Source organism: Alistipes ihumii AP11 (assembly GCF_025144665.1).
GTDB classification, from domain to species: Bacteria; Bacteroidota; Bacteroidia; order Bacteroidales; family Rikenellaceae; genus Alistipes_A; species Alistipes_A ihumii.
In genome coordinates this window covers 184,890-209,797 of sequence record NZ_CP102294.1, presented here as the reverse complement: position 1 = coordinate 209,797, position 24,908 = coordinate 184,890, and the positions used below count along the sequence as shown (strand labels likewise).

Below are 24,908 nucleotides of genomic sequence, written 5' to 3'. Positions count from 1 at the left end.
TAGCCGGGGATTTGCTTATCCGTTATATTATGCTTATTTTTATGTTAGTATAACCTACAATACTAACACCTAAAACAGCAAGCATGGAGAATCCCGACTTCAAAAAGGAAAGCGAAGGCGAAGGGGCCGAGGAAGTATATTCCAAAGCCGTCAGGGCAGGTCGCCGAACTTACTTTTTCGACGTAAAAGCGACGAGAAACGACGATTATTACATCACGGTCACCGAAAGCAGGAAGAAAACGGGAAAAGACGGAGGCTTCACGTTCGAGAAGCATAAGATTTACCTGTACAAGGAGGATTTCCGCAAATTCGCCGAAGGGTTTCAGGACGCTGTCGACTACGTCGTGAAAAGCAAGCCCGAGTGTTTCAATCCCGACGGCACGGCTATCGTCCCCGCTCAGAGCACGGACGAACCGTTCGGCAAACCGTAACGGTTTCGGAAAGGTGGCCCCTGCGAGGGCTGCCTTTTTCGTTCGGAACGCACGCGACGGAGACGGAGCTCGACAGCCTGTCCGGACCGAAGAGGCGACCGGCGCAATTCCGCTCGCGGCAAGGCAGCGCAGGAAATCAAGATAAGGGGCCTCCGTATTTTCCGTGCGGACATACGCAAAGCGGAAACGACAAACGCCTTTCCCGATTCCCGGATTCGGCGGCCGGTTTCCTGAACGCTTCTACGAACGAACACATGAAACGAAAAAGGGAAAACAATAGCCGTTATAAGAAAGCGGCGAACTATTACAGTTCAATGAACAGAACGTAACTTTCCAAACGCCTTCACGCCCCGATGGCGTGCGACAGCAAGAGGGGTAACAGGCAGGCGCGAACCATAGGCAACTATCAGAATTCAACGGACAGAACATCTTTCCCAAACTTCCTTACTCCGAAAGCATGGGTTGCGAACGACGGGTACTCCTGGCATTCAGCGGAGGTAACGACAGCTGTGCAGCGGTCGGGATTCTCCGCGCTCATGGCTACGAGCCGATGCTTCTCACGCTGGACATGACCGGCGACCGTTCCCTGCTGGCTCGGGCCCGGAGGGCCGCCGAGGCACTGGATACGCCGCTTCTTACGGCCGACGTGCGGACTTCCTTCACCCGGCAGGTCGTGGACTATTTCGCAAGCGGCTACCTGACCGGAGAAACGCCGGCCCCCTGTACGGAATGCAACTCCCGCATCAAGTGGAACACGCTGCGCGACGTCTCGATCGAACGAGGAATCGGACATATCGCCACAGGCCATTATTTTCGCCTGTCGAGACAGTACGGCAAAGTGTTCGTGCGCCAGGCGGCCGATCCGGCCAAGGATCAATCCTATTACCTTTGGGGCGTCTCGCAATCCTGCCTCGAGCGGGCGATCGCCCCGATGGGAGAAACGCTGAAACGCGAAGCCGGAGAGAGACTTCCTGCCGGGCTGAAATCGCCCGAGAGCATGGGAATCTGTTTCCTGCGAGGGGAAAACTACCGCGAATTCCTGAGACGACGAGCGCCGAACGGAATCCGGCCGGGAGAAATCGTCGACCGGAACGGAAAAAGAATCGGCACGCACGACGGGTGCGCGTTCTATACGGTCGGACAGAAGCGCGGATTGGGCCTTCCCCCTTCGCTGGCCGTCGTGGCCATCGACGCCGCCCGGAATCGGCTGATCGCAGGCGAAGACGAGGAATTGCGGCGGCGCCGTCTGACAATCCGCGCATGGAACGTTCCGGACATGGAACGGCTCTGCCGCTCCCGGGAACTACGCGTCGTGATCCGGGGTATCGGCCGCAATCCGGACGGATTCGCACACGTCCGTCCCGAGCGCGACCGACTGCATGTCGAGCTCGAGTATCCGGCATGGGCGCCTGCGCCCGGACAGCCGGTCGTCTTCTACGAACGGGACATCGTGCTGGGCGGCGGCATTCTGGCGGGCAGCGGATAGACCGTCCCGCTCATTTCAGCCATAAAGGCAACGGAACCGGGTTCCCGACCGACGAAAATATGTGCACGCGGACGCCGGGACAAAGTTCTCGATGCACGCAGGGTTGCGACCCGCATGAAAGGCCGTACCGCAGCATGTCTCGAATGTGCAAAAAACGGAGCCCTATTCTATTTACCGTACCGGCTTTCGAGTCTGTTCCCCCAATATTTCCGGGTTCCCCGTATGCCTCCTCCGACGAGAGAGAGTTCACGGCAGGCCTAACCGGATGCGAACATGCGGCCGCATGCCGCGGCCCAATAATATAATCGGGGGATGGCGAACATGCTTGACACTGTAAAAACAACTCAATTAATTAGCTAAGTACAAATAATTAGCTAAGTACAAACGTACGACATGGAAGCACATAATTTCAAACGGGCACTTCAGGGAAGGACGGGAAAACGGATTGACCGAGACGCCGCACCAGAAACGTCGTCATGACTCACGCCGTTACGTGCCCGCCATCCGCCGGACCGGCGGACGAGCCGGAAGAATTCCGGCCGAATCGCATATTTGCGGTCACGGATTCCGCCGTTTGAAAAATTATTGGTAAACTTGCCGCTGGCAAAACAACGTTTTATCCTGCATGAACCCTCTGAAAAGACTCTACAACTGGATACTCGGCTGGTCGGAAAGCCGTTGGGGCGCCTTGGCGCTGTTCCTGCTGGCCTTCGCCGAATCGAGTTTTTTTCCGATCCCTCCCGACGTGCTGCTGATCGCCCTGTGCCTCGGCTGCGCGGCCAAGGCTTTCCGCTATGCGGCGATCTGCACGGTCGGATCGCTGCTCGGAGCGGTCGCCGGCTATGCGATCGGCTATTTTCTCTGGCAAACCCCGTCGGGCGAATTCACCGCGATAGCCGATTTTTTCTTCCGCATCATTCCGGGATTCACGCATGCCGAATACGATAAGATCAGCAACCTGTACAACGAATACAACTTTTGGGTCGTGTTCACGGCCGGGTTCTCGCCTATTCCCTACAAGCTGATTACGATCACGGCCGGCGTGTTCAGGCTCGATCTGCCGATGTTCGTATTCGCGTCGATCGTCAGCCGGGGGCTGCGCTTCGTGCTGATAAGCTGGCTGATCTGGAAATACGGCGCACCGATCAAGACGTTCATCGACAAGTATTTCAACCTGCTGGCCATAGGTTTCACCGTATTGCTGGTAGGCGGCTTCTTCGCCATCAAATACGCTTTCTGACCATGAAACTGTACGGACTGATAGGCTTTCCGCTCGGACATTCGTTTTCCCGGCGCTACTTCACGGAGAAATTCGACCGGGAGGGAATCGCCGATTGCGAGTACCGCAATTTTCCGATCGAGTCGATCGAAGAGGTGAGCCGATTGCTGAGTCGACCGGAACTGCAGGGATTCAACGTGACGATTCCATACAAGCAGCAAATCATACCCTATCTGAGCGCCCTGAGCGACGAGGCCCGGGCCATCGGAGCGGTCAACTGCGTGCGGCTCGGCCCTGACGGGCCGGTAGGCTACAACACGGACGCTTTCGGATTCCGCCGCTCGCTGCTCTCGCTGCTCGGCGGAGCCCGACCGGAGCGGGCGCTCGTGCTCGGAACCGGCGGAGCCTCGAAGGCGGTCGGTTATGTGCTCGGAGAGCTCGGCATTCCGTTCGACAGCGTGTCGCGCGACAGCAACAAGTGCCGTTTCACGTACGGGACCCTGACTGCGGACGCGGTGTCGGACCGCCGGCTGATCGTCAACGCGACGCCGCTGGGAACCTACCCAGCCACGGAAGGATACCCGCCCATTCCTTACGAGGGAATCGGCCCCGGACACTTTCTGTTCGATCTGGTCTACAATCCGCCGCTCACGGAATTTCTGCGGAGGGGAGCCGAACGGGACGCCGCAACGCGCAACGGCTACGACATGCTCGTCGGGCAAGCCGAACGGGCATGGGAAATCTGGAACGGGAAACCGTGACGGCCCCGGATCGGGAAGCAGCCATGCGCTTTTCCTGAAGCAAATTCCGCAAGCGGCGGATCCCCCGGAACGCATTGCATCTGCTGTACGACGAACGCATGGAATGCGTTTTTGCCGCCGTTTCCGTTCATGCTATGAAATCAAGCGAACCCGAGTCCTCCGTTTCGGGAACACGACGGATTCGTCGCCCTCTCGTCCAGAAAACCGAGAGAAAATCGGCCGAATGCAGAAAACCGACGGAAATAAAATAGCAGGGACGAATTCGAGAATTCGTCCCTGCTATTTTTATCGATCTCGGACGGAACTACTCCATCTCGATCATCAGCGCATGATTGGGAATATTGTCCCCTTCCTTCACGTCGACTTTCTTGACCGTGCCGGCAAAGGGCGCGCGAATATTGTTGTGCATCTTCATCGCCTTGAAGACGACCAGCATATCGCCGGCCTCGACCTTCTGCCCCTCCTTGACGCACACTTCGACGATTGTACCCGGAATCGAGGACTTGATGTGCTTCGGGTTCTCGGGTTGCCACGGCTTGCGCTCCAGATGCTTTTTCGTAAGCGTGGTCCGGAACGTCCCGTGCATGGTTTCCAACGTATCGTAATGCTTCTTTTCCATAGTCTGCGCCGGATTAGAACGGAGGATTGCCGTGCTTTTTGCTCGGCTGCGAGCGATTCTTGTGAGCCGATACCTTCAGCGCGTGCTCGATGAACATGCGCGTCTCGGCGGGAGCGATCACCGAATCGATGTAGCCTTTGGCCGCCGCGACATACGGGTTGGCGAACTTCTCCTTGTACTCCTGAATCTTCAGCTTGCGCATCTCGGCCGGATTCTCGGCTCCGACGATGTCCTTCTTGAAGATGATGTTGGCAGCGCCTTCGGGACCCATCACGGCAATCTCGGCCAAAGGCCAAGCGAACACGAAATCGGCGCGCAGATGACGCGATCCCATGGCGATGTATCCTCCGCCGTAAGCCTTGCGCAGCACGACGGTGATCGACGGAACGGTCGCCTCGCTGTAAGCGTACAGCATCTTGGCTCCGTGACGGATCACGCCGGCATGCTCCTGATCGACGCCCGGCAGATAGCCCGGCAGGTCCTCGAGCGTGACGATCGGAATGTTGAAACAGTCGCAGAAGCGGATAAAGCGCGCGGCCTTGTCCGACGAGTCGCAGTCGAGCACGCCGGCCATCACCAGCGGCTGGTTGGCAATGAAACCGACCGTCTCGCCCGCGATACGGCCGAAGCCGACGACGATGTTGGCGGCGAACAGCTCCATCACCTCGAGGAACTCGCTCTCGTCGACCAGCGCCTTGATCACGTCGCGCACGTCGTAGGGCACGGTCGGATCGCTCGGAACGATCGAAGTGATGTCGTACTGAGGCAGCGGAGCCGCCGGAGCGATCTTCTCGGCCTTGGTCGTATTGTTCATCGGAATCATCGAGATCAGCTTGCGTATCTGCACGAAGCACTCGTCCTCGCTCTGGGCGAAGAAATGCGCGTTGCCGGTCATCTCGCTGTGTACCCGGGCGCCGCCCAGCTCCTCCATCGAGATCTCCTCGCCGAGCACGGTCTTGATGACCTCGGGCCCCGTGATGAACATTTTCGATATGTTCTCGACGACGAACACGAAGTCGGTCAAGGCGGGCGAATAGACGGCTCCGCCGGCGCAGGGACCCAGAATCACCGAAATCTGAGGGATCACGCCGCTCGAAAGCGTATTGCGGAAGAAAATCTCGCCGTAGCCCGCCAGCGCGTTGACCCCTTCCTGAATGCGGGCTCCGCCCGAGTCGTTGATTCCGATCAGCGGAATGCGCATGTTCAGCGCATAATCCATGATCTTCGTGATTTTACGGGCGTGCATGAAGCCGAGCGAGCCGCCGGCCACGGTAAAGTCCTGTGCGAAGATAGCGATGGGCTGACCGCAGATCATGCCCGTGCCGATGATGACGCCGTCTCCCGGAAGCGACTTGTCCTGCATTCCGAAATCGCGGCCGTCATGCTCCACGAACATATCGTATTCGTGGAACGAGCCCTCGTCGAGCAGCGCGATAATACGCTCGCGCGCGGTCATCTTGCCCATGGCCTTCTGCTTCTCGATGGCCTTGGTCCCTCCGCCGAAATAGATCTTCTCCTTTCGTTGCTCGAGTTCGAGAACTTTCTGATCCTCTACTGACATAAAGTAAATTTGGTTAGTTAGTAATTCGTGTTATGTTTCGAACGCTGTAAACACATAACCCGACGCGAATTTACGCTTTTTTTGCCAAATTCGGAAATCCGCCCGATCGACCCGACGGGCAATCAGACCATATCTTCCTGATAGACAAATACATCTCCGAAATCGGAATCGATCGGGGCGCCGCCGTCGAATATTCCGTATACGGCCGCTCCGGAACCGGTCATCGAAGCATAGACGGCCCCCCGGCGATACATCTCGTTGCGGAGCCGCTCCAGCTGCGGATGAGCGCGGAACACGACAGGCTCGAAATCGTTGCGCACCGTCTCCCGCCACCGGCCAACAGGAGCGTTCAGACACTCGAGCAACGGACGGTCCGTACGGCGCGGCGCGATACCGGCATAAGCCTCGGCCGTCGAGACGGACTCGGCCGGCTTCACGATCAGCAAGCGCTTCCCTCTCAACGAGAAATCGACCGGTTCGAGAATCTCTCCGCGACCGGTGGCCAAAGCCGGACGGTTCGCAACAAAGAAAGCCGTATCGCTGCCTATGCCGGCACAAAGCTCCTCCATGCACTTTCGGCTAAGGTTCAGGCCGAACAGTTCGGATAATCCCTTGACTACGAAAGCGGCGTCGGCCGATCCCCCACCCAAACCGGCTCCCATGGGCACGATCTTGTGCAAATGGATGCGTACGCCCCCTATCGGAAAGCGCTCGTGCAGCGCACGATAAGCACGCAGGCAAAGATTTTTCTCGGGAGGACAATCGACGGCGAGCCCCGAGGAGACGAACTCGGCTCCGTCGCCGGGAGCGTGCACGATCTCGACGATGTCGCAAAGCCCCCGCACGGGGACCATCCAGGTCTCGATGTCGTGATAACCGTCCGCACGACGCGCTACGACGCGCAGCCCGATATTGATCTTACAGTTCGGAAAGAACAGCATGCGTATTCGGTTTCGGTAATTTCGGGTAAAAGTAATGAAAAGTCCCGAGAAAGCAGCGAATTTCCAATTTTAAAGCCCTTTTGCTATCTTTGTAGACGCAACCGCACACGCATGGAATTCCGCACGCCAGTCCATATCGCGCCTTTCGGCTTCCGCATCGGCCACTCGCACAAAGGGCTGCTGGTCGGGTCGTGCTTCGCCGACCGAATCGGGCGGATCATGCGAAACCATAAGTTGCCCGTCACGGTCAACCCGTTCGGGACGCTGTTCAATCCGGCCTCGATCGCCGCCACGCTGAAACGGCTCGAGGAACGCCGATCTTACGATGCGGGCGATCTGACACGATACGAAGAGAGGTGGATCAGCTTCGATCATCATGGCGCATTCGACGGAAGCGACTGCGAACAGACGCTACGCCGGATCAACGAGGCTCTCGAAACCGGCGCCGAAGCGCTCCGCACGGCCGACTACGCCATTCTCACGCTGGGTACGGCCTGGGTGTACGAACTGCGCGACACGGGCCGGATCGTGGCGAATTGCCACAAACTGCCCGCAGCGATGTTCCGCCGTCGGAGAATGAGCGCAAGCGAAATCGTCGAAACCCTCGGCGAAGCGATCACCCGGTTCCTGCCCGGCAGAAAAACGATCCTCACCGTCAGTCCGGTACGTCATCTGGGCGACGGAGCGACCGAGAACACGCTGAGCAAGTCGACGCTGATTCTGGCCGCGCACGCGCTGACGGAAAGTCTGCCCGACTGCCGCTACTTCCCGGCTTACGAAATCCTGATGGACGACCTGCGCGACTACCGTTTCTATGAGCGGGACATGGTGCATCCGTCCGAAACGGCCGTCGAATACATTTGGGAGACATTCCGCCGAAACATCCTCGACGAGCGGAACGACAGGCTTTTCGACCGGGCCGAGGCACTGCACCGAGCCATGGAGCACCGTCCGTTCGACCCGTCGGGCGAGGCCCATCGCCGATTCCGAAACCGGCAGGCCGAGGAAGCCCGGGCGCTGCAGCGACAGTATCCTGATTTGGATTTCAGCGAGGAAATCAAATTTTTCGAATCATGAGCGCCACGCTGAACGAACGACGGACGATCGCCTGCCCCCGATGCGGCTCTGCCGTACGCATCCCGTTGTTTTGGATCGCCGGCATCGAAGGGATCTTCCGATGCAAGTCGTGCGGACTGGCTTTCAAGACGGGCTACAAAGCCGGCGCCGCACTGAGCGCTACGGGCCTGGTGCTGAGTCTGTGCACCGTCCAGTTGCTGGTCTATCTGCTCGGTTCCTATTCGCTGTTGCTCGGCTTGGCGCTGATCGTGCCGCTGTGGCTCTTTTACGGGTTCCACCTGCGCAAGCGCTACATGTTGTACCGGGTCCGGCGGCGCATGCGCCGAAATACGGACGACGAGCAGCGTGCGGCATAGCATTTTCCGGCTATTCCGCCCGTAGTCCGTTCCGCGAAGAACGAAGAGGCGCAATATCCAAAACTTTTCATACCTTTGCAGTCAAACGAACCACACCCGATGAAACCTTTCAAATACCTGATAATCTGCGCCACTGCATGGATCGGCTGTCAAGAAGCGCGCGCCCAGCAAGCGATCAAGCCCCGGCTGGTCGTCCAAATCGTCGTGAGCCAAATGCGTTACGACTATCTGGACCGTTTCCGCGACAATTTCTGCGACAATGGATTCCGCGCTTTCATGGAGAAGGGAACTAACTTCACGAACGCCCGCCACAGCTATATGCAGACCAATACCGTAGCCGGGCTGGCTACGATCGTCACGGGGACTCCCCCGTCGGGTCACGGCGTGATCGCGGAAAGCTGGTATAATTTCACGACGGGCGACAGCGTCAATCTGATCGCGGACAGCCGCGCGACGGGACTCGAGTGCGAAGACGGCGAGGGCCGCTACTCGGCTCTGAACCTGACCGCCGCCACGCTGGGCGACCGGCTCAAGGAAAGCGACCCGAAATCGAAATCGATCGCGCTGGCTGCCGATCCCTATTCGGCTATCGTTTGCGGAGGGCCGTCGTCGGACGTCTACTGGATGAACACGGGACACGGCACATGGGTATCGAGCAGTTATTATTTCGAAAAATTGCCCTACTGGGTCAAAAAATACAACGAGACGGCTTTCGCTTCGACGCTGCTCGATCGGGAATGGACACCCGACAAGTCGTTCGAGTCGTACAGGAACACCGACACCACCGTGCTCAGCTTCATTCCCGACACCCAATCGGGCATCGGAAACTTTCTGCGCGGCATCGTCAGGATATTCAAAAAGGACGATCCCCGGACGGACTACGCCATGCTGCAATACATGCCCGCAGGCAATACGCTGGTCAGCAGCTTCGCCCGCGAGACGATCGTGCAGGAAGAACTGGGCAAGGACAACCACACCGACCTGCTGACGATCTGCTACGATACGCCGCGCCTGATCTGCGAACGCTTCGGCCCCCGCTCGATCGAAGTCGAGGACATGTATTACAAGCTCGACCGCGAGATCGGCGAGCTGGTCACTTTCATCCAAGCCCAGTTCGAGCCGGGAGAAGTCGTGATCGCTCTGACCTCGGACCACGGGAGCAGCGACACGTTCCGCGAACAGAGCCGTATCCCGATGGGGCTGTTCAACGCCGAGCAGTTCAAGATCATCATGAACGGCTTTCTCAGCGCGCAGTACGAGCCGGGCGAGTGGGTGCTCGGCTACCGCGACCGACAGCTTTATCTGAACCGCGAGCTGATCTACAAATACGGATTCGATCTGGCCGAGGTACAGACCCGCGCGGCAGCCTTCGCGCTTCAGTTCCGCGGCGTATCGGGCGCGCTCACGTCGACCGATATGCAGAGCGGCTATTTCGGCAAAGGATACGGCGAAAAGATGCAGAACGGCTTCTACCCGAAACGCTCGGGCGACGTGACGATCAACCTGATGCCGGGCTGGATCGAACAGCGCACGGGCATCGTATCGCTGTCGGGCTCGCTGTACGAATACGACACGCACGTTCCGATGATGCTTCTGGGCGGATCCGTTCCGGCAGCCACCGTCGAGCGCGACGTGACGGTCAGCTCGCTGGCCCCGACTCTGGCACATATCATGCGAATCACCGTCCCGAACGCCGCCACGGGCGCAATTCTGGACGAAGCGGTTCCTAACGAAAATAAGCGATGACTATCAACGAAGCACAAGACGAAATCATCGGCGAGTTCTCGGTCTTCGACGAGTGGCTCGACAAATACGAGTACCTGATCGAACTGAGCGGCTCGCTGCCGGCAATCGGCGAGGAGCACAGAAACGAGCAGTTCCTGATCCGGGGATGCCAGTCGCGCGTATGGGTCGACGCCGAGCTGCGCGACGGCAAGATTTACTTTACGGCCGACAGCGACGCGATCATCACCAAAGGGATCATCGCGTTGCTGATCCGCGTGCTCAGCGGCCGCACGCCGCAGGAGATCGTCGACTCGGACCTCTATTTCATCGACCGGATCGGGCTCAGGGAGAACCTCTCGCCCACCCGGGCCAACGGATTGCTCGCGATGATCAAGCAGATGAAACTGTACGCGCTGGCGTACCAAAACAAACAGTAGACGATCCGCCATGACGACACCGGAGGACATTATGCGCATCGAGCAGGACATCGTCCTGACGCTGAGAAACATATACGACCCGGAAATTCCGGTCAACGTGTACGATCTGGGACTGATCTACGAAATAGACGTCGAACCCGGCGGAGAGGCCAATATCCGCATGACGCTGACGGCTCCGAACTGTCCGATGGCCGACCAGTTGCTCGAGCAGATTCACGAGCAGGTGGGCAAGGTCAAGGGCGTCACGTCGGTCAACGTCACGCTGACGTTCGACCCGCCTTGGGACCGCAGCATGATGTCGGAAGAGACGTTGCTCGATCTGGGCCTGATGTAGCCCTTTCACCCCAAAAATCGCCCGATATGCCCGTCAGCCCGAACGAAGCCTTTTTGCGACTTGTGTGGACACACGGTCTGTACACCCGGCTCGATCCGCCCGGAATCGAAGTGATCGACCCCGGGTCGGCCGGTCCGGAAGACGGCATCGACGCGGTGAATGCACGGATCGCCCTCGAGGGAACGGAAATCAGCGGTCCCGTTGCGATCCATGAACGCGCTTCGGACTGGCGCAAGCACCTGCACCACATCGACAGCAAATACGACCGCTGCATCCTGCATGTCGTGGCGCACGACGACGCGGTCGTCTGCCGGACAGACGGATCGGTCGTGCCTACCGTCACGATGAGTTGCCCCCGTGAATTGGAAGAGAGGTATCTCGGACTGCTCGAAGGGAGCGACTCCTACCGGTGCGGCCAGACGCTGGCACAAATGCCGGGAGTCAAGCTGTACGGACTGCTGACCGAGCTGACGGTCGAGCGTCTCGAACGAAAGTACAACGACTTTCTGAGCCTCTACCGCGAAACGGGCAACGACTGGAACGAAACGTTCTACGTCATGCTGTTCCGCACGATGGGCGCCGGATCGAACCGCGAGCCCTACATGAAGCTGGCGCGAACGGTACGCTATACGGACCTGTGCAAAGTGCGCGAGTCCGTCGCGTCGGTCGAGGCCCTGCTGCTGGGAGGCGCCGGCCTATTGCAGCCGATCGAGTTTCCCGACCGCTACACGGCCATGCTACAGCAGGAATTCCGCCATTTGTCCCATCGGTTCGAGATCGCGCCGATGCACCGTAGGGAATGGAATCTCGGCAGTCACAATCCGCGTCACGCCCCGCTGCTGCGTATCGTCGAGCTGGCCGCCCTGCTCTGCTCGCAGGAGTTCATGTTCTCCCGACTGCTCGGCTGCCGCACGCCGGAACAAGTGAGAGAGGTCCTTTCGGTGCAGGCGTCGGAGTACTGGACCACCCATTATCTGCCCGGACGGCGCAGCCGGTACAGCGTCAAGTCGTTCGGCGACATGATGCTCGACAATCTGACGATCAATCTGGTAGCCCCGATGATGTTCACCTACGGCCACGTCACCTCGGACGAGGGACTGAAGGAAGCGGCCGTCGACCTGCTGGAAAAAACCAAGCCGGAAAACAACGTCTACATAAGAGGCTGGAAGTCAAGAGGCGTCGAGGCGGAAAGCGCTTTTTTCACGCAAGGGCTGCTGCAATTGTCGAAAGAATACTGCGAGAAAAAACGCTGCGCCGCATGCAATATAGGCAGGAAGATGCTGTGTTGTCAATAAAAAACACTAAATTTACGCGTTCATTTTCTAAACATTAAATATTACCGATACATGAATTTAGTAGCAAGCCTGATCAAGCTGATGTTCGGAACTAAAAGTGAGAAGGACCGCAAGCTGATCGCTCCCTATGTAGAAAAAATCCTCGCCATATATCCGTCCATCGAGCAACTTTCCAACGACGAGCTACGTGCGCGCAGCGCCGCGCTCAAAGCGGCCGTCGCCGACCATATCCGCGAGGACGAGCAGCAGATCGCCGATCTGAAAGCGCAACTGGAGAACCTCGATACTTCGCTCGAAGACAAGGAACGCATTTCGAAGCAGATCGACTCGCTGACCGAGACGATCGACAAAAAGATCGAAGAGAAGCTCGAGGAGATTCTTCCCGAGGCTTTCGCGATCGTGAAGGATACGGCGCGGCGCTTCAAGGAAAACAGCGAAATCGTCGTGACGGCCTCCGACTTCGACCGCGAGCTGGCCGCATCGAAGGATTTCGTCCGCATCGACGGCGATCGGGCCGTGTACAGCAACACGTGGACGGCCGGAGGCAACAAGATCACATGGGACATGGTGCACTACGACTGCCAGCTTTTCGGCGGCGTCGTACTGCACAAGGGCAACATAGCCGAGATGGCGACCGGCGAGGGCAAGACGCTCGTCGCGACGCTTCCGGTCTTCCTGAACGCGTTGGCGGGCAAGGGCGTCCACGTCGTAACGGTCAACGACTATCTGGCCCGGCGCGACTCGGAATGGATGGGGCCCCTCTACGAATTTCACGGACTGTCGGTCGACTGCATCGACCGGCACCAGCCCAACTCGCCGGCCCGGCGCAAGGCCTACATGGCCGACATCACGTTCGGCACGAACAACGAATTCGGTTTCGACTACCTGCGCGACAATATGTCGAACTCGCCGGAGGATCTCGTGCAGCGCAAGCATCACTACGCGATCGTCGACGAGGTCGACTCGGTGCTGATCGACGACGCCCGGACTCCGCTGATTATTTCCGGTCCCGTCCCCAAAGGCGACGACCAGATGTTCGAGCAGTACCGGGGAGCCGTCGAGAATCTGTTCAACTTGCAGCGCAATCTGGTGACCCAACTGGTCGCCGACGCGAAGAAGCTGATCGCCGAAGGCAAGAACGAGCAGGGCGGCATCCTGCTCTACCGCGCGCATAAGGGACTTCCGAAATATAAGCCGCTGATCAAATACCTGAGCGAGCCGGGAATCAAGTCGCTGATGCAGAAGACCGAGAACATCTACATGCAGGACAACAACCGGCGGATGCCCGAAATCGTCGACGATCTCTACTTCGTCATCGACGAGAAGCTGAACTCGGTCGAACTGCAGGACAAGGGGCAGGAAGTGCTTTCCAAAAACGTCAACGAAGAAAAGTTCTTCGTGCTGCCCGACATGGGGTCGATCGTGGCCGATATCGAGAAAAGCGACATGAGCGCCGAGGAGAAGGCCGCCAAGAAGGACGAGGCGCTGAACGACTACGCGATCAAGTCGGAGCGGCTGCATACGGTCAACCAGTTGCTCAAGGCGTACAGCATGTTCGAGAAGGACGTCGAATATGTCATCATCGACAATAAAATCAAGATCGTCGACGAGCAAACGGGCCGTATCATGGAGGGCCGCCGCTACTCGGACGGACTGCATCAGGCTATCGAGGCCAAAGAGCGGGTGAAAGTCGAAGCCGCTACGCAGACCTTCGCCACGATCACGCTGCAGAACTATTTCCGCATGTACCACAAGCTGGCCGGCATGACCGGTACGGCCGAAACGGAAGCCAGCGAGTTCTGGAATATTTACAAACTCGACGTGATCGTCATTCCGACGAACCGCCCGGTCATCCGGGACGACCGTGACGACCTGATCTACCGGACCAAGCGGGAGAAGTACGCCGCCGTCATCGACCAGATCGTCGAACTGGTCGAGCAGGGTCGGCCGGTGCTGGTCGGCACGACCTCGGTCGAAATTTCGGAACTGCTCAGCCGCATGCTGAAGCTACGCGGAATCAAGCATAACGTACTGAACGCCAAGCAGCACCAGCAGGAGGCCCAGATCGTGGCCGAAGCCGGCAAGCGGGCGCAGGTCACCATCGCGACGAACATGGCCGGACGAGGAACCGACATCAAGCTGTCGGACGAGGTGAAGGCCGCCGGCGGTCTGGCGATCATCGGCACCGAGCGCCACGAGTCGCGGCGCGTCGACCGTCAGCTCCGGGGCCGCGCGGGCCGTCAGGGCGACCCGGGCTCGTCGCAGTTCTTCGTATCGCTCGAGGACAATCTGATGCGGCTGTTCGGCTCGGAAAGGATCGCCCGTCTGATGGACCGCATGGGTCTCAAGGAGGGAGAAGTCATTCAGGCCGGCATGATGTCCAAGGCGATCGAACGCGCGCAGCGCAAGGTCGAGGAGAACAACTTCGGCATCCGCAAGCGGCTGCTCGAATACGACGACGTGATGAACTCCCAGCGCGAGGTGATATATACCCGTCGGCGCCATGCGCTATACGGCGAACGGATCGAGGTCGACCTGAACAATATCATGGTCGATTTCGCAGAAACGTTCGTCGACACTTATTACGACAACGACACCGACTACGAAGACTTCAAGTTCGAGCTGATCCGCCAGGTGGCCGTCCAGCCGTCGTTCGACCAGAACGAGTTCACCGGAGTGAAAAAGGAAGTGCTCGTCGGCATGCTCGTCAAGGACTTTCAGGAGGCTTACGCCCGCCGTATGAGCGCAGTCGCGGCGACGGCCAATCCCGTTATCAAAAACGTATACGAGCAGCACGCCGCCCAATACGAGAATATTTACGTGCCTGTCTCGGACGGGCGCCGCGTATTCCAGATTCCGGTGAATCTGAAGAAAGCCTATGAAAGCCAGAGCAAGGAGGTGTACAAGAGCTTCAGCAAGATCGTCATGCTGCTCACCATCGACGAGAACTGGAAAGAGCACCTGCGCGAAATGGACGATCTGCGCCAAAGCGTGCAGAACGCCTCCTACGAGCAGAAAGACCCGCTGCTGATCTATAAGTTCGAGTCGTACAACCTGTTCAGCAAGATGCTCGACAAGGGCAACCGCGAAGTGCTCTCGACGCTGTTCAAGGCATTCATCCCGGTCAAAGAAAATCCGGAGAGCGCCATGCGCCAGCAGCCGCCCGTCCAGCAGCCCAAGACCGACATGTCGCGCATGCAGACTCTGCGCTCGGAGGCCGCGGCGGCAGCCGGACAAGCCGACCGGGGCAAGCCTTCGCCCGTGCATGTGGAGAAAAAGGTGGGACGCAACGATCCCTGCCCGTGCGGCAGCGGCAAGAAATACAAGCATTGTCACGGAAGAATGGACGCATAGCGTCCGTCGCCCGGACCTTTTTAGAAAGCCGGCCTTGCATACGCAAGGCCGGCTTTCGTTTTCCGGGCAAGCAACCCTTGTCCGCCCCTACACATTTCTGCGACCTGCCAAGCCGGTATCGGCCAAAAGCTGCAGGGCCCCTGCCTGCTCCGAATTCCGAACGTCCAAACAAACGAGACGGCAAGATCCTGACAGACGACACGACGGAAAGAAACACCGTCAAGTGGTCCCAAAAGAAATCGGCCGATGCCCCGAAACAGCATTGCCGAACTCGTTTCAAGCCTTATGCACACCGTGACGCTTTACTATACCTGTCCTCGAGTTTTCGATGTTTCCGGCATGAAGTCTCCCTCCGGCGTAAGGAATTCAAGGCAGGGGCTAACCGAATGCACGACTGTGGACCACAAATCGCGAACGACGGATATAGAAATTCCGAGCGCAAACGCATTTGGCACATGTGAGGTATATCCTTGCCGACATGCGTAGCACGGCCTTGAAATTCATTTCGGAAAACAGGTGATCGCAACCTATCTGCCCGCCGGCCTTCTTCTTCACGATGTTCCCCCTCCGGACCCGCTATCCACGAAATTTCACGGCAGCAAAGCCGCGCCCGCAAAATGGGACAAAAGGCGAAGCAACATTCCCCGACATAAAACCGAAGAAAGAAATTTCAAGCCATATCTCGGTCCCCGCCGAATCATTTATACGAAACAGGCGGAATTCCGGCAAGAACATCTCAATCTGCAAGCAAGGAAGCAGCCGTCGATACCGAAGCGTGCTTTCCGCTAAAACAGCAGCGTATACTCCTTTCCCGCGTCGGTACTCATATCGTACGTATACTTGGCAGGCCGAACGGTCGGAACCGACTCGGCAACGGGCGACACCACAGGCGGCACGGTCGGCTGAAGGGCGAACAGCGGATTCGGATTCTCCGCTCGGGCAACCCGGAAATCGGTTCCTTTGCACGACTTCAGAGCCGTCGCGGTCCGCAGGCGAAAATTTCCGCCTACCGACGACCGGATTACCGCCCGCCTCAGACGACCGCTCTCCCACTCCATCTCCACGATCTCGAAACCGCCCCGGGCCCGCAGTCCGCACACGCGTCCCGTGCGCCACACATCGGGCAAAGCGGGCAGAAGTTCGACGGCCCCGTCGTGGCTTTGGACCAGCATCTCGGCTATACCGGCCGTGCACCCGAAATTCCCGTCGATCTGGAACGGCGGGTGCGCGTCGAAAAGATTCGGATAGGTACCTCCCGACTCGGGGCCTCCGCCTTCGGGCGATATCTGGTCGGTAATCAGCTTATAGGCATGATTTCCATCCATGAAGCGGGCCCACAGGCAGACTTTCCAGCCCATCGACCATCCGGTCGAGGCATCGCCCCTATGTATCAACGAGATGCGCGCCGCATCGAAAAGCTCCGGGGTCCGATAAGGCGAAATCTGGCGTCCGGGATAGAGTCCCCACAAATGGGACACATGACGGTGGCGATCTTCGGGATCGTCCCAATCCTCCATCCACTCCTGCAACTGTCCCCAGCTTCCTACCTGCATCGGCGCGAGCCGAGAGCGGGCCGTCCGGAGCTCGTCGGCCAGAGCCGCATCCCGTCCAAGGGTCCGGGCCGCTTCGATCGTATTGGAAAACAAGTCGAAAACCATCTGGTTATCCATCGTCGCGCCGGCTACGACGGCATGACGGATTCCCGCCTTCGCGGGAGTGTTCTCCGGCGAAATCGAAGGTACGCAGATCAGCCAGCCGTGCCGGGGCTCCTCGGTCAGAAAATCGAGAAAAAACTCGCAGGCTTCCTTCATCATCGGATAGACCTCCGCCAGATAGGCCGTATCGCCGCTGAAAAGGTAACGGTCCCACAGATGCTGGCAGAACCAAGCGTTCGACGTGGGCCACATGCCGCTGAGCGGCGTATCGACCATGCCGCTGATACGCCAGATGTCCGTATTGTGGTGGACCGTCCATCCCCGCGCCCCGTACATCTGCGAGGCCGCCTGCCGGCCCGTAACGCTCAGGTCGCGGATCATGTCGATCAGCGGAGCGTGCAGTTCGGTCAGGTTCGCAGGCTCGGCCGGCCAGTAGTTCATTTCCGTATTGATGTTGATCGTGTACTTGCCGTCCCATGCCGGAAATCTCTGATGATTCCAAATGCCCTGCAAATTGGCTGGCTGACCGCCGGGCTGAGAAGAACAGATCAGCAGATAGCGACCGAACTGAAAATAGAGCGACGCGAGCTGCGGATCGAAACGGGAGGCGAACTCGCGCACCCGCACGTCGGTCGTCTTATCGGCCTGAGCGTTCGTTCCCAAATCGAGCGATACCCGTTCGATCCACGGACGGTAAGCCGCGATGTGGTCGGCTTTCAGCCGGGAATAGCGCTTTTTCCTCGCACCCGACAGATAGGACTCGGCCCGTTCGGCCGGATCGCCGGAAATGTCCCGGTAGTCGTTGAAATTGGTTGCGACCGAGACCAGAATCGTGACGGCATCGGCATCCGTTACCGTAATTCCGACGCTGTCGGCCACCGCTTTCCCTCCCTCAGGCAGGATCTCCGCCACCGTGCGGTACCGTACCATCCCGGGAATCGTCTCGTGTCCGTCGGTCCGGCCGTCGATCAGCAGACGATTGTCGCCCGAGGCGGTTACCCGATAATTATCCATAGGCGTAGCGAACGAAGTCCGAAACGAAATCCGCCGACGCTCGGAAGCGGTCAGGCGGACTACGGCCACCTGATCGGGGAAGGAGGTGAACATCTCCCGCTCGTAACGCACGCCGTCCACGACATAGCGCACGGTCGCTACGGCCGTCTCCAGATTCAAATCCCTATAGAACTCCGAGCAAGCCTGATGTCCCGGAAAATCGAGCAGCAGCGACCCGGCCGTCTGGTACGGCATCCCGTGAGACGCGTGCAACGAAAACTTTTCGTCGCACAGCTCGAAAGCCTCGTCGTACTTTCCCCCGAAAATCAGCCGCCGGACCTCGGGCAGCGCGGCCAAAGCCTCCGGACTGACATTGTTATGGGGACCGCCGGCCCAAATGGTCTCCTCGTTAAGCTGAAGCTCCTCGCGGCCGCTACCGCCGTACACCATGACGCCCAAACGGCCGTTGCCCAACGGAAGCGCCTCCTCCCAGCGGGAAGCAGGCTCGTCGTACCAAAGCTTCAGCGTCCGGGAAGCCGGTCCGGCAGAAAGCATGCACGGAAAAAAGAACGAAACGGAAAGCAAAAAAAGAAATCTCATGGTCGTAAACGATCGATTATTTCACAAACATTTTATTGAAGCCCGTCCTGCGACAGATGCGTGCTGATCGGCCGGGGATCGTCCGAAGCCGGAAAATCCAGCCCGAAGAGCTCTCGGCCCAACGGGCGGACGGCGGAACCGTCCAGTTTGCTCGGATCGTAGCCCGTCTCGCACTCGAAAGGCATCACGTAAGCCAGCACGGACCAGCCCCAGAACCGTTTCAAGCCGAGTCCCTCCCCGCTCTCTCCGTCGTAGAACTCGCGGGTTACCTCATTGCGCTTATAAACCAGATCGACCGTCTTGCGGGCCAGTTCGCGGGCGACGTCCGCATATCCGTAGTCGAGCAGCCCGTGCATAATCATGTAATTGATCGGAATCCACGTCGTACCCCGCCAGTTGCACCCCCAGTCGCGGATATCTCCCTGAACATAATCGGGCTCGGTCTTGGCATAGCAGGCTACCGGAAATTCCGTCCAAAACTCATCGGGGTCGGTCAGATGCTCTCTCACCAGCCGCTCGGCCCGGCGAGGCGGAACGATTCCGGCCCACAGGGGGATGAATCCCGCGGCGGACTTCACCCGGACCGGCTCGCCGGTATGCTCGTCCCGGTCATAGTAAAAGCCGTCCTCCTCGTCCCAGAAGACCGTATTGATCTTGTCGGCCAGCAGGGCGGCACGCACGCGGAACCTTTTCGCGTCCTCCGCCTTGCCGAGCTTCTCGGCCATCAGCTCCATCGCCCGGAGCTCCCGGTAAATATAGCAGGCCAGATCGACCCCTTCGTATCGAAATTCGTCCAGCCGGCCGGCCCGGCTGATCTGGTTGTCCATCCCGCTGTGGTCGGAACTGTTCCAGACGGGCAGCCCGTTGCGGTCGAAATCGCAGTAGCGCATCCAGTAATCGATGCTCAGCATCAATTGTTCGTAATACGAGACCGATTTGAACGCCGGACCTATCTGCATCCGGCCCCGGTCGCCGCGCTCCTCCAGCCAGGCATAGTCGCACGTCTGCCGGGAGCCCAGCTCGGCGATTTGGGCCAGAAAGGGCTTGAAATGCTGCCTTTCCCGTTTCTCTATCAGCGTACGGGATATGAAGCCGTTGACGCACTGCCGGTTCAAAAAGCTTTTCAGATTGGTAAAACAGTAATCCGATATTCCGAAATAGCTCATATAGAGATTCTCGAAATACAGGTCCCAGTCGTACATTTCATGGTAGGCATACCCGGTCAGCAGCTTCCGCCCGTCGGGCTCGTACAGCACGACGCCGCGAGCCGCTATATCCCGGTTCACCTCTTCGATCCGGCGCAGGAAGTCGTCCCCGGCCCCGATTTCATATTGGCTGACGACCTTTCGGAACGTTTTTGCCGGCGTCTGTCCCTGCATATGGGTCAGCAGAAGGGAGCCGAGAACCGGCAGGCAGAAGAATCTGAGCATCGATGTTTTCATAAGCAAGTCCATCTATCACGGCACCGATCAAATTTACGCATTTATTTGGTAAAACGCCATGGGTTTCATGGCCGGAACATTTCTTCCGAAGTTTCGTCTCGCATTTGAAACCCATTTTCAGTCCCTCCCCCGATGCAAAGAACACCGGAGTTTAGAGGAAATATGGCCTCAGGCATGTCAAATAATCAACGAAAGGAAGGCTTCATGGACAAGGGAATTAGAAATCCGCCGGATCGCAACGGCCATGACTGTAGACTACGAGCGAATGACGCCATGAAAATTTTCGCAAGTCGGAAGCCTGTCCTACACCGATACCTCGATTATACGATCGGCACGGACATGCGCAACCGAAACCCGACAGGATTTCACCGATAGGCAGGGAAACGTTTCCATATCGTGAACGCCCAAGAGAGCGCTTCGATACACGGCCCCGCTTGAAAATATCGTTAATTTATCGGCAAAAGGCGGTTTCAAGGCTCGCTTCTTCCGATAATTTTTCTAATTTTATACTGTACACCAAACCTAAATAAACAAGAGATGAAAAAAATTCTGATTCCGGTCTTGCTTTTGGGCTCGCTGTCTCTGAGCGGTCAAATCCGCAACGACGAAGTCTTCGAACTGCCCGAGATGGAAATAAGCGACCTGCGCAACGACATCCGGATTCCGGACGTCGACGGTTTCCATGTGCTCAAATGCGACTTTCACACGCACACGATCTTCTCGGACGGCCGCGTATGGCCGACCATGCGCGTCGACGAGGCATGGAAAGACGGCCTCGACGCCATCGCCATCACGGACCATATCGAAGTCCGCCCGTGGAAACCGTTCGTATCGGGAGGCGATCTGAACTCGTCGTTCGACATCGCCAAGCAGCGGGCCGACCAGATCGGATTCATCGTGATCAAAGGCATCGAGATCACGCGCGCGAAACCGCTGGGGCATATCAACGCGCTGTTCATTACCGATGCCAATCCGATCGAGACGCCCGAACCGCTGGACGCCGTGAACGAGGCTTACCGTCAGGGCGCCTTCATCATGTGGAACCATCCGGGCTGGCCCGACGACCAATGCACGATGTACGACGTGCACGAGCAGCTGATCAAGGAGGGTAAGATCCACGGCGTCGAGGTATTCAACTCGGCCGAATACTATCCGAAAGCGATCGACTGGTGCCGCGACCTGAAACTGGCTTTCCTCGCAAACAGCGATATCCACAGCACGACGGGCGACAGTTACCATCCCAAACCGCTGGGACGCCCGGTGACGCTCGTTCTGGCCAAGGAACGCTCGGAGGCCGGTATCCGCGAAGCGATGTTCGCCGGACGGACGATCGCCCTGTTCAACGACCTGCTGGCCGGCCCCGAGGCGCTGCTGACCGGCTTGGTGAAGGCTTCCATCGACAGGCGTGTCATCAGCAGCGACGAGCAGGGAGAACTGGTCGAACTGACCAACCGCTCGGACATCCCGTTCCGGGGCACGGTCGAGGGAAGATCGATCAGCCTGCCCGCAGGGAAAACGATCCGGACGAGACTCCCGGCCCGGTGCACGATCAAAATGAAAAACTGCTACACGGGGAACGGGCAAGCGCTCGAAATAGCTTATCCGTTCCAATAACTCACGTCCCGGAACAAGCGATCCGGACAATTTCGGAAAGAACGGTCGAACGCTGTCTTCTCAGCGTTCGACCGTTCTTCATGCCACCGACCGGGACGCCTCTGTATAATTCCGCTCGAACACCGGTCGCATGGGCACAGGAAACCCGCCTCGGACACATATCAAAAAATCGCAAGTTATCGCTTCCGTCGTCATTCTTCAGCCGAACCATCTCGAACTTCACCGATCCGATAACTTCGTCGCACATTTCATGCACTTCGACGAATCGTTCCCATGCTCTCGCCGGTCGCTCGCTCCGCCCAAACTTGCAGGCAGGAACCGTCGTAAACGGGATCGTTTCTCTTTCGGGCAGAAAGCGATTCCTCCCGTAACGCCTGCCGCAAGGCGGGCATCCTCATTTCCCTCGAGCTACCATTCCGTAATCCGGTCGGGACCGCCGATCCGATAGCTCCGAACGATTTCATATCTTAGGATTCATACCGAACCATTTCAACAGACCGCACCGCAAGTCGTAAAAGACTCCTTACTCGGAAAACCCGGTATTCGCCGGCGCAACAAGCTGCAGAATCTTTCTTACGTCCGTACCTCTGATCCTTCATTTCCCTGTGCTTAGGATCGCGGACGGTCTGTTGCGTACTCCGCGCGTTCGGAACGCTTGCGGACGACATAGACGATCTCGCTGCGCAACCCGTACAACTTGACCGCCTCGGGCGACAGACTGCGCACGTAGTCGATCTCCTCGACGTCGAAGCCGGCCTCGGAGAGACGCCGGCCGTAGTCGCGGCCGTAATCGCGCAAATGGTCTTTCTGCCCGAAATGCCGCTCCCGCTCCGCGGGGTCGGTGATCGACGGGTCCTCGTAAGTCGTCTCGCGCTCCGTGTTGACCGGCGAGAGCATGATGCCCCATCCGCCCGGTCGCATCACGCGGTACATTTCGCGCATCGCGCGGCGGTCGTCATCGACATGCTCGAGAATATGGTTGCAGAATATCACGTCGAACTCGCCGTCGGGAAAAGGAATCCGCTGAATGTCCATCTTGACCTTCGCCAGCGGGGACTCCAGATCGGCCGTCACGTAATCGAGCGCCGGCAGCTTCTCGAAACGCTTCAGGAAGCAGCGCTCGGGCGCGACATGCAGCAGACGGGCCGGCGTCTCGAAGAAAGCGGTCTCGTTCTTCAGATAGAGCCACATCAGCCGGTGACGCTCGAGCGCCAGACAACGGGGACACAGCGCATTCCCGCGCGGATTCACATAGCCGTACGGCATAAAGCGTCTATAGCGCGCGCCGCAGACCGGACATTCCACGCCGCGCCCCGCATAGGCAAGACCCAGCACCGGCGTGCACAGATGCACCACCCGCTGGATATACCGTCGAGGGACATGCCTCAGTACGAATCGGATCAGTCTTTTCATGGTCGCCGGCGTTATTCTTCCTTCAAGGCTTCGGATACTTCCTGCTCGGCCTTGCGCAGCTTCTCGTGGCATAGTTTGATCAGCTCGGCGGCGCGCTTGACCTGCGCCCCCAACTCGTCTACGCTCATCTGCCCATCGTTGAACTTTTCGAGGATTCGCTCCACTTCCTCGACGGCCTGCGTGTAAGTTAATTTCGGAGGTGTCATATTGGTTTGATTTTATCGATTTGCGCTTCGAACGTGCGGGAATGCGTCTCGATCTCGACCCGGTCGCCCGGATGCAGCGCGAGCGGATCGGCCAGCGCCCCGCCTTTCTGGCGAACCACCGAAAAGCCCATCTCCAGTATCCGCCGGGGATCGCGCGAAGCGACCAGATCGCCCGTCAGCGCAAGTTCGCGGCGACGCACGGATAGGAAATCGAAGCTGCGATGGCGCAGCATCGACGCGAGATTGTCCGCCCGGAGCCCGTGATTCGCCAAAGCGAAACGGGCAGCCTGAGCGACTCCGGAACGCAGCGTTCCGAGCCGATCGCCGCTCCGGCGGACCGCTTCGGTCGCACGGTGTCCTAGCTCCGCGCCTGTCCGCTGCAGACCCAGCGAACACTCATGTACCAGTCGCATGGTCTGCTGCTCCAGGCGCATCGCCCGCTCGCGCAGAAAGGTCGTACAGCCGCCGAGCATCTCTTCCGCCCACTCGGCCAGCCGGCCGCGAAGCGAGTCGAGCAGGGCCTCGAACTCGGCCATCTTGTTTTTCAGATAGACGGCGACGGCCGTCGGAGTCTTGAGCGACACGGCGGCCACCAGATCGGCCACGCTCCGGTCCTTGTCATGGCCGATCCCGGCGATCACCGGCAGCGGGAACTGTGCCAGATGGCAGCACAGCCGATAGCTGTCGAAACTGCCCAGATCGCTTTGCGATCCGCCTCCGCGAATCAGCACGACCGCATCGAAGTCGTCCAGCGCGTCGGCCACGGTCTCCAAAGCCCGGACGATCGACTCCTCGGACTCGGCTCCCTGCATGAAGGCGTCGAACAGCGTCACTTCGAAACGATAAGGGCCGGACGACAGTTCCTTCATGAAGTCCTGGTACCCGGCCGCGTTGCGCGACGAAACGACGGCCAAACGCTGCACGACGGCAGGCATCGGCAACTCGCGGTTCATGTCGAACACTCCGTCCCGCTGCAACTGCTCGATCGTCTGCCGGCGCTGGCGCTCCATATCGCCGAGCGTATAGGAAGGATCGATGTCCGTGATCTGAAGCGACAGTCCGTAAAGCTCATGGTAGGAGACGAGCGCCTTGACGAGCACCTTCAGTCCCGCGCAAAGCGTCTGTCCCCCGGTGGCAGCGCCGAAATAGGAAGCGATCATCCCGTACGTGCTGCGCCAGATCACCGCGCTGATCTTCGCCTTCGGGACATGATTGGCCCCCCCCTTCTCGACCAGTTCCAGATAGCAGTGCCCCGAATAGTTGACTTTCAGCTCGCTGATCTCGGCCGTCACCCAATACGGCAGCGGATGGGCGTCGTCGATGCTTCGCTTGATAAGCGACTGAAGCTCGCTGAGGGTTATATGCTGCGGCATGGCTGGCTATCGTTCG

General features: G+C 58.6%; 20 protein-coding genes. 12 read left to right on the top strand and 8 right to left on the bottom strand.

Annotated features, from left to right (window positions below; genetic code table 11):
- Positions 1–83 precede the first annotated feature (83 nt).
- The 4 genes from NQ491_RS00855 to NQ491_RS00840 all read left to right on the top strand — a co-directional run bounded on the left by NQ491_RS00855 (position 84) and on the right by NQ491_RS00840 (position 3,897).
- The gene (locus NQ491_RS00855) at positions 84–431 is read left to right on the top strand and encodes a DUF3276 family protein (RefSeq protein ID WP_019245254.1); all 348 of its coding nucleotides are present in this window, start codon (positions 84–86) and stop codon (positions 429–431) included.
- Between the two features lie 457 nt (positions 432–888).
- Entirely contained in the window at positions 889–1,917 is a 1,029-nt protein-coding gene (locus NQ491_RS00850; protein ID WP_019245255.1) for a tRNA(5-methylaminomethyl-2-thiouridine)-methyltransferase, read from the top strand.
- A gap of 625 nt (positions 1,918–2,542) precedes the next feature.
- On the top strand, positions 2,543–3,157 hold the full coding sequence (locus NQ491_RS00845) for a YqaA family protein (protein WP_019245256.1): 615 nt from the start codon (positions 2,543–2,545) through the stop codon (positions 3,155–3,157).
- Positions 3,158–3,159: 2 nt separating this feature from the next.
- Positions 3,160–3,897: a shikimate dehydrogenase family protein gene (locus NQ491_RS00840; RefSeq protein WP_019245257.1), complete on the top strand. Its 738-nt coding sequence runs from the start codon at positions 3,160–3,162 to the stop codon at positions 3,895–3,897.
- Between the two features lie 304 nt (positions 3,898–4,201).
- On the opposite strand, the gene NQ491_RS00835 is transcribed toward NQ491_RS00840, so the two are convergent.
- The 3 genes from NQ491_RS00835 to ispE all read right to left on the bottom strand — a co-directional run bounded on the left by NQ491_RS00835 (position 4,202) and on the right by ispE (position 7,018).
- Positions 4,202–4,516, bottom strand: coding sequence for a biotin/lipoyl-containing protein (locus NQ491_RS00835; protein ID WP_019245258.1), 315 nt, complete (start codon positions 4,514–4,516; stop codon positions 4,202–4,204).
- A 13-nt stretch (positions 4,517–4,529) separates the two neighbouring features.
- On the bottom strand, positions 4,530–6,077 hold the full coding sequence (locus NQ491_RS00830; protein ID WP_019245259.1) for an acyl-CoA carboxylase subunit beta: 1,548 nt from the start codon (positions 6,075–6,077) through the stop codon (positions 4,530–4,532).
- Between the two features lie 122 nt (positions 6,078–6,199).
- Entirely contained in the window at positions 6,200–7,018 is an 819-nt protein-coding gene (gene ispE / locus NQ491_RS00825) for a 4-(cytidine 5'-diphospho)-2-C-methyl-D-erythritol kinase (protein ID WP_019245260.1), read from the bottom strand.
- 111 nt (positions 7,019–7,129) lie between these two features.
- Here ispE and NQ491_RS00820 point away from each other — a divergent pair, with 111 nt between their 5' ends.
- From NQ491_RS00820 to secA, 7 genes are all read left to right on the top strand, one after another.
- Positions 7,130–8,095, top strand: a complete 966-nt coding sequence (locus tag NQ491_RS00820; RefSeq protein WP_019245261.1) for a GSCFA domain-containing protein — start codon at positions 7,130–7,132, stop codon at positions 8,093–8,095.
- The gene (locus NQ491_RS00815) at positions 8,092–8,451 is read left to right on the top strand and encodes a hypothetical protein (protein WP_019245262.1); all 360 of its coding nucleotides are present in this window, start codon (positions 8,092–8,094) and stop codon (positions 8,449–8,451) included. The genes NQ491_RS00820 and NQ491_RS00815 overlap by 4 nt, the downstream gene beginning before the upstream one ends.
- Before the next feature lie 99 nt (positions 8,452–8,550).
- Entirely contained in the window at positions 8,551–10,197 is a 1,647-nt protein-coding gene (locus tag NQ491_RS00810) for an alkaline phosphatase family protein (protein ID WP_019245263.1), read from the top strand.
- A complete protein-coding gene (locus NQ491_RS00805) occupies positions 10,194–10,613 on the top strand; it encodes a SufE family protein (protein ID WP_019245264.1) in 420 nt (139 codons plus the stop codon). The genes NQ491_RS00810 and NQ491_RS00805 overlap by 4 nt, the downstream gene beginning before the upstream one ends.
- A gap of 10 nt (positions 10,614–10,623) precedes the next feature.
- The gene (locus NQ491_RS00800) at positions 10,624–10,947 is read left to right on the top strand and encodes an iron-sulfur cluster assembly protein (protein ID WP_026089553.1); all 324 of its coding nucleotides are present in this window, start codon (positions 10,624–10,626) and stop codon (positions 10,945–10,947) included.
- A gap of 26 nt (positions 10,948–10,973) precedes the next feature.
- A complete protein-coding gene (locus NQ491_RS00795; RefSeq protein WP_051012972.1) occupies positions 10,974–12,242 on the top strand; it encodes a DUF2851 family protein in 1,269 nt (422 codons plus the stop codon).
- Positions 12,243–12,293: 51 nt separating this feature from the next.
- On the top strand, positions 12,294–15,596 hold the full coding sequence (gene secA, locus NQ491_RS00790; protein WP_019245267.1) for a preprotein translocase subunit SecA: 3,303 nt from the start codon (positions 12,294–12,296) through the stop codon (positions 15,594–15,596).
- Between the two features lie 785 nt (positions 15,597–16,381).
- Here the strand turns inward: secA and NQ491_RS00785 are convergent.
- Together NQ491_RS00785 and NQ491_RS00780 are read right to left on the bottom strand one after the other, a co-directional pair.
- Entirely contained in the window at positions 16,382–18,844 is a 2,463-nt protein-coding gene (locus NQ491_RS00785) for a glycosyl hydrolase family 95 catalytic domain-containing protein (protein ID WP_019245269.1), read from the bottom strand.
- Between the two features lie 32 nt (positions 18,845–18,876).
- Complete coding sequence (locus tag NQ491_RS00780) at positions 18,877–20,286, bottom strand: amylo-alpha-1,6-glucosidase (protein WP_019245270.1); 1,410 nt, start codon at positions 20,284–20,286, stop codon at positions 18,877–18,879.
- Between the two features lie 537 nt (positions 20,287–20,823).
- Between NQ491_RS00780 and NQ491_RS00775 the strand changes: the two genes are divergently transcribed.
- Entirely contained in the window at positions 20,824–21,900 is a 1,077-nt protein-coding gene (locus NQ491_RS00775) for a PHP domain-containing protein (protein ID WP_019245271.1), read from the top strand.
- Between the two features lie 609 nt (positions 21,901–22,509).
- On the opposite strand, the gene NQ491_RS00770 is transcribed toward NQ491_RS00775, so the two are convergent.
- The 3 genes from NQ491_RS00770 to xseA are packed head-to-tail and all read right to left on the bottom strand — an operon-like array spanning position 22,510 to position 24,892.
- Positions 22,510–23,313, bottom strand: coding sequence for a class I SAM-dependent methyltransferase (locus tag NQ491_RS00770; RefSeq protein ID WP_019245272.1), 804 nt, complete (start codon positions 23,311–23,313; stop codon positions 22,510–22,512).
- Between the two features lie 11 nt (positions 23,314–23,324).
- A complete protein-coding gene (xseB, locus tag NQ491_RS00765; RefSeq protein ID WP_019245273.1) occupies positions 23,325–23,519 on the bottom strand; it encodes an exodeoxyribonuclease VII small subunit in 195 nt (64 codons plus the stop codon).
- The gene (gene xseA / locus NQ491_RS00760) at positions 23,516–24,892 is read right to left on the bottom strand and encodes an exodeoxyribonuclease VII large subunit (RefSeq protein ID WP_019245274.1); all 1,377 of its coding nucleotides are present in this window, start codon (positions 24,890–24,892) and stop codon (positions 23,516–23,518) included. Before xseA ends, xseB begins: the two co-directional genes overlap by 4 nt.
- Between the last annotated feature and the right edge of the window lie 16 nt (positions 24,893–24,908).

Coding starts and splice junctions, on each gene's coding strand:
- NQ491_RS00855 (WP_019245254.1), top strand. CDS start 84: ATGGAGAATCCCGACTTCAAAAAGGAAAGCGAAGGCGAAGGGGCCGAG.
- NQ491_RS00850 (WP_019245255.1), top strand. CDS start 889: ATGGGTTGCGAACGACGGGTACTCCTGGCATTCAGCGGAGGTAACGAC.
- NQ491_RS00845 (WP_019245256.1), top strand. CDS start 2,543: ATGAACCCTCTGAAAAGACTCTACAACTGGATACTCGGCTGGTCGGAA.
- NQ491_RS00840 (WP_019245257.1), top strand. CDS start 3,160: ATGAAACTGTACGGACTGATAGGCTTTCCGCTCGGACATTCGTTTTCC.
- NQ491_RS00835 (WP_019245258.1), bottom strand. CDS start 4,516: ATGGAAAAGAAGCATTACGATACGTTGGAAACCATGCACGGGACGTTC.
- NQ491_RS00830 (WP_019245259.1), bottom strand. CDS start 6,077: ATGTCAGTAGAGGATCAGAAAGTTCTCGAACTCGAGCAACGAAAGGAG.
- ispE (WP_019245260.1), bottom strand. CDS start 7,018: ATGCTGTTCTTTCCGAACTGTAAGATCAATATCGGGCTGCGCGTCGTA.
- NQ491_RS00820 (WP_019245261.1), top strand. CDS start 7,130: ATGGAATTCCGCACGCCAGTCCATATCGCGCCTTTCGGCTTCCGCATC.
- NQ491_RS00815 (WP_019245262.1), top strand. CDS start 8,092: ATGAGCGCCACGCTGAACGAACGACGGACGATCGCCTGCCCCCGATGC.
- NQ491_RS00810 (WP_019245263.1), top strand. CDS start 8,551: ATGAAACCTTTCAAATACCTGATAATCTGCGCCACTGCATGGATCGGC.
- NQ491_RS00805 (WP_019245264.1), top strand. CDS start 10,194: ATGACTATCAACGAAGCACAAGACGAAATCATCGGCGAGTTCTCGGTC.
- NQ491_RS00800 (WP_026089553.1), top strand. CDS start 10,624: ATGACGACACCGGAGGACATTATGCGCATCGAGCAGGACATCGTCCTG.
- NQ491_RS00795 (WP_051012972.1), top strand. CDS start 10,974: ATGCCCGTCAGCCCGAACGAAGCCTTTTTGCGACTTGTGTGGACACAC.
- secA (WP_019245267.1), top strand. CDS start 12,294: ATGAATTTAGTAGCAAGCCTGATCAAGCTGATGTTCGGAACTAAAAGT.
- NQ491_RS00785 (WP_019245269.1), bottom strand. CDS start 18,844: ATGAGATTTCTTTTTTTGCTTTCCGTTTCGTTCTTTTTTCCGTGCATG.
- NQ491_RS00780 (WP_019245270.1), bottom strand. CDS start 20,286: ATGAAAACATCGATGCTCAGATTCTTCTGCCTGCCGGTTCTCGGCTCC.
- NQ491_RS00775 (WP_019245271.1), top strand. CDS start 20,824: ATGAAAAAAATTCTGATTCCGGTCTTGCTTTTGGGCTCGCTGTCTCTG.
- NQ491_RS00770 (WP_019245272.1), bottom strand. CDS start 23,313: ATGAAAAGACTGATCCGATTCGTACTGAGGCATGTCCCTCGACGGTAT.
- xseB (WP_019245273.1), bottom strand. CDS start 23,519: ATGACACCTCCGAAATTAACTTACACGCAGGCCGTCGAGGAAGTGGAG.
- xseA (WP_019245274.1), bottom strand. CDS start 24,892: ATGCCGCAGCATATAACCCTCAGCGAGCTTCAGTCGCTTATCAAGCGA.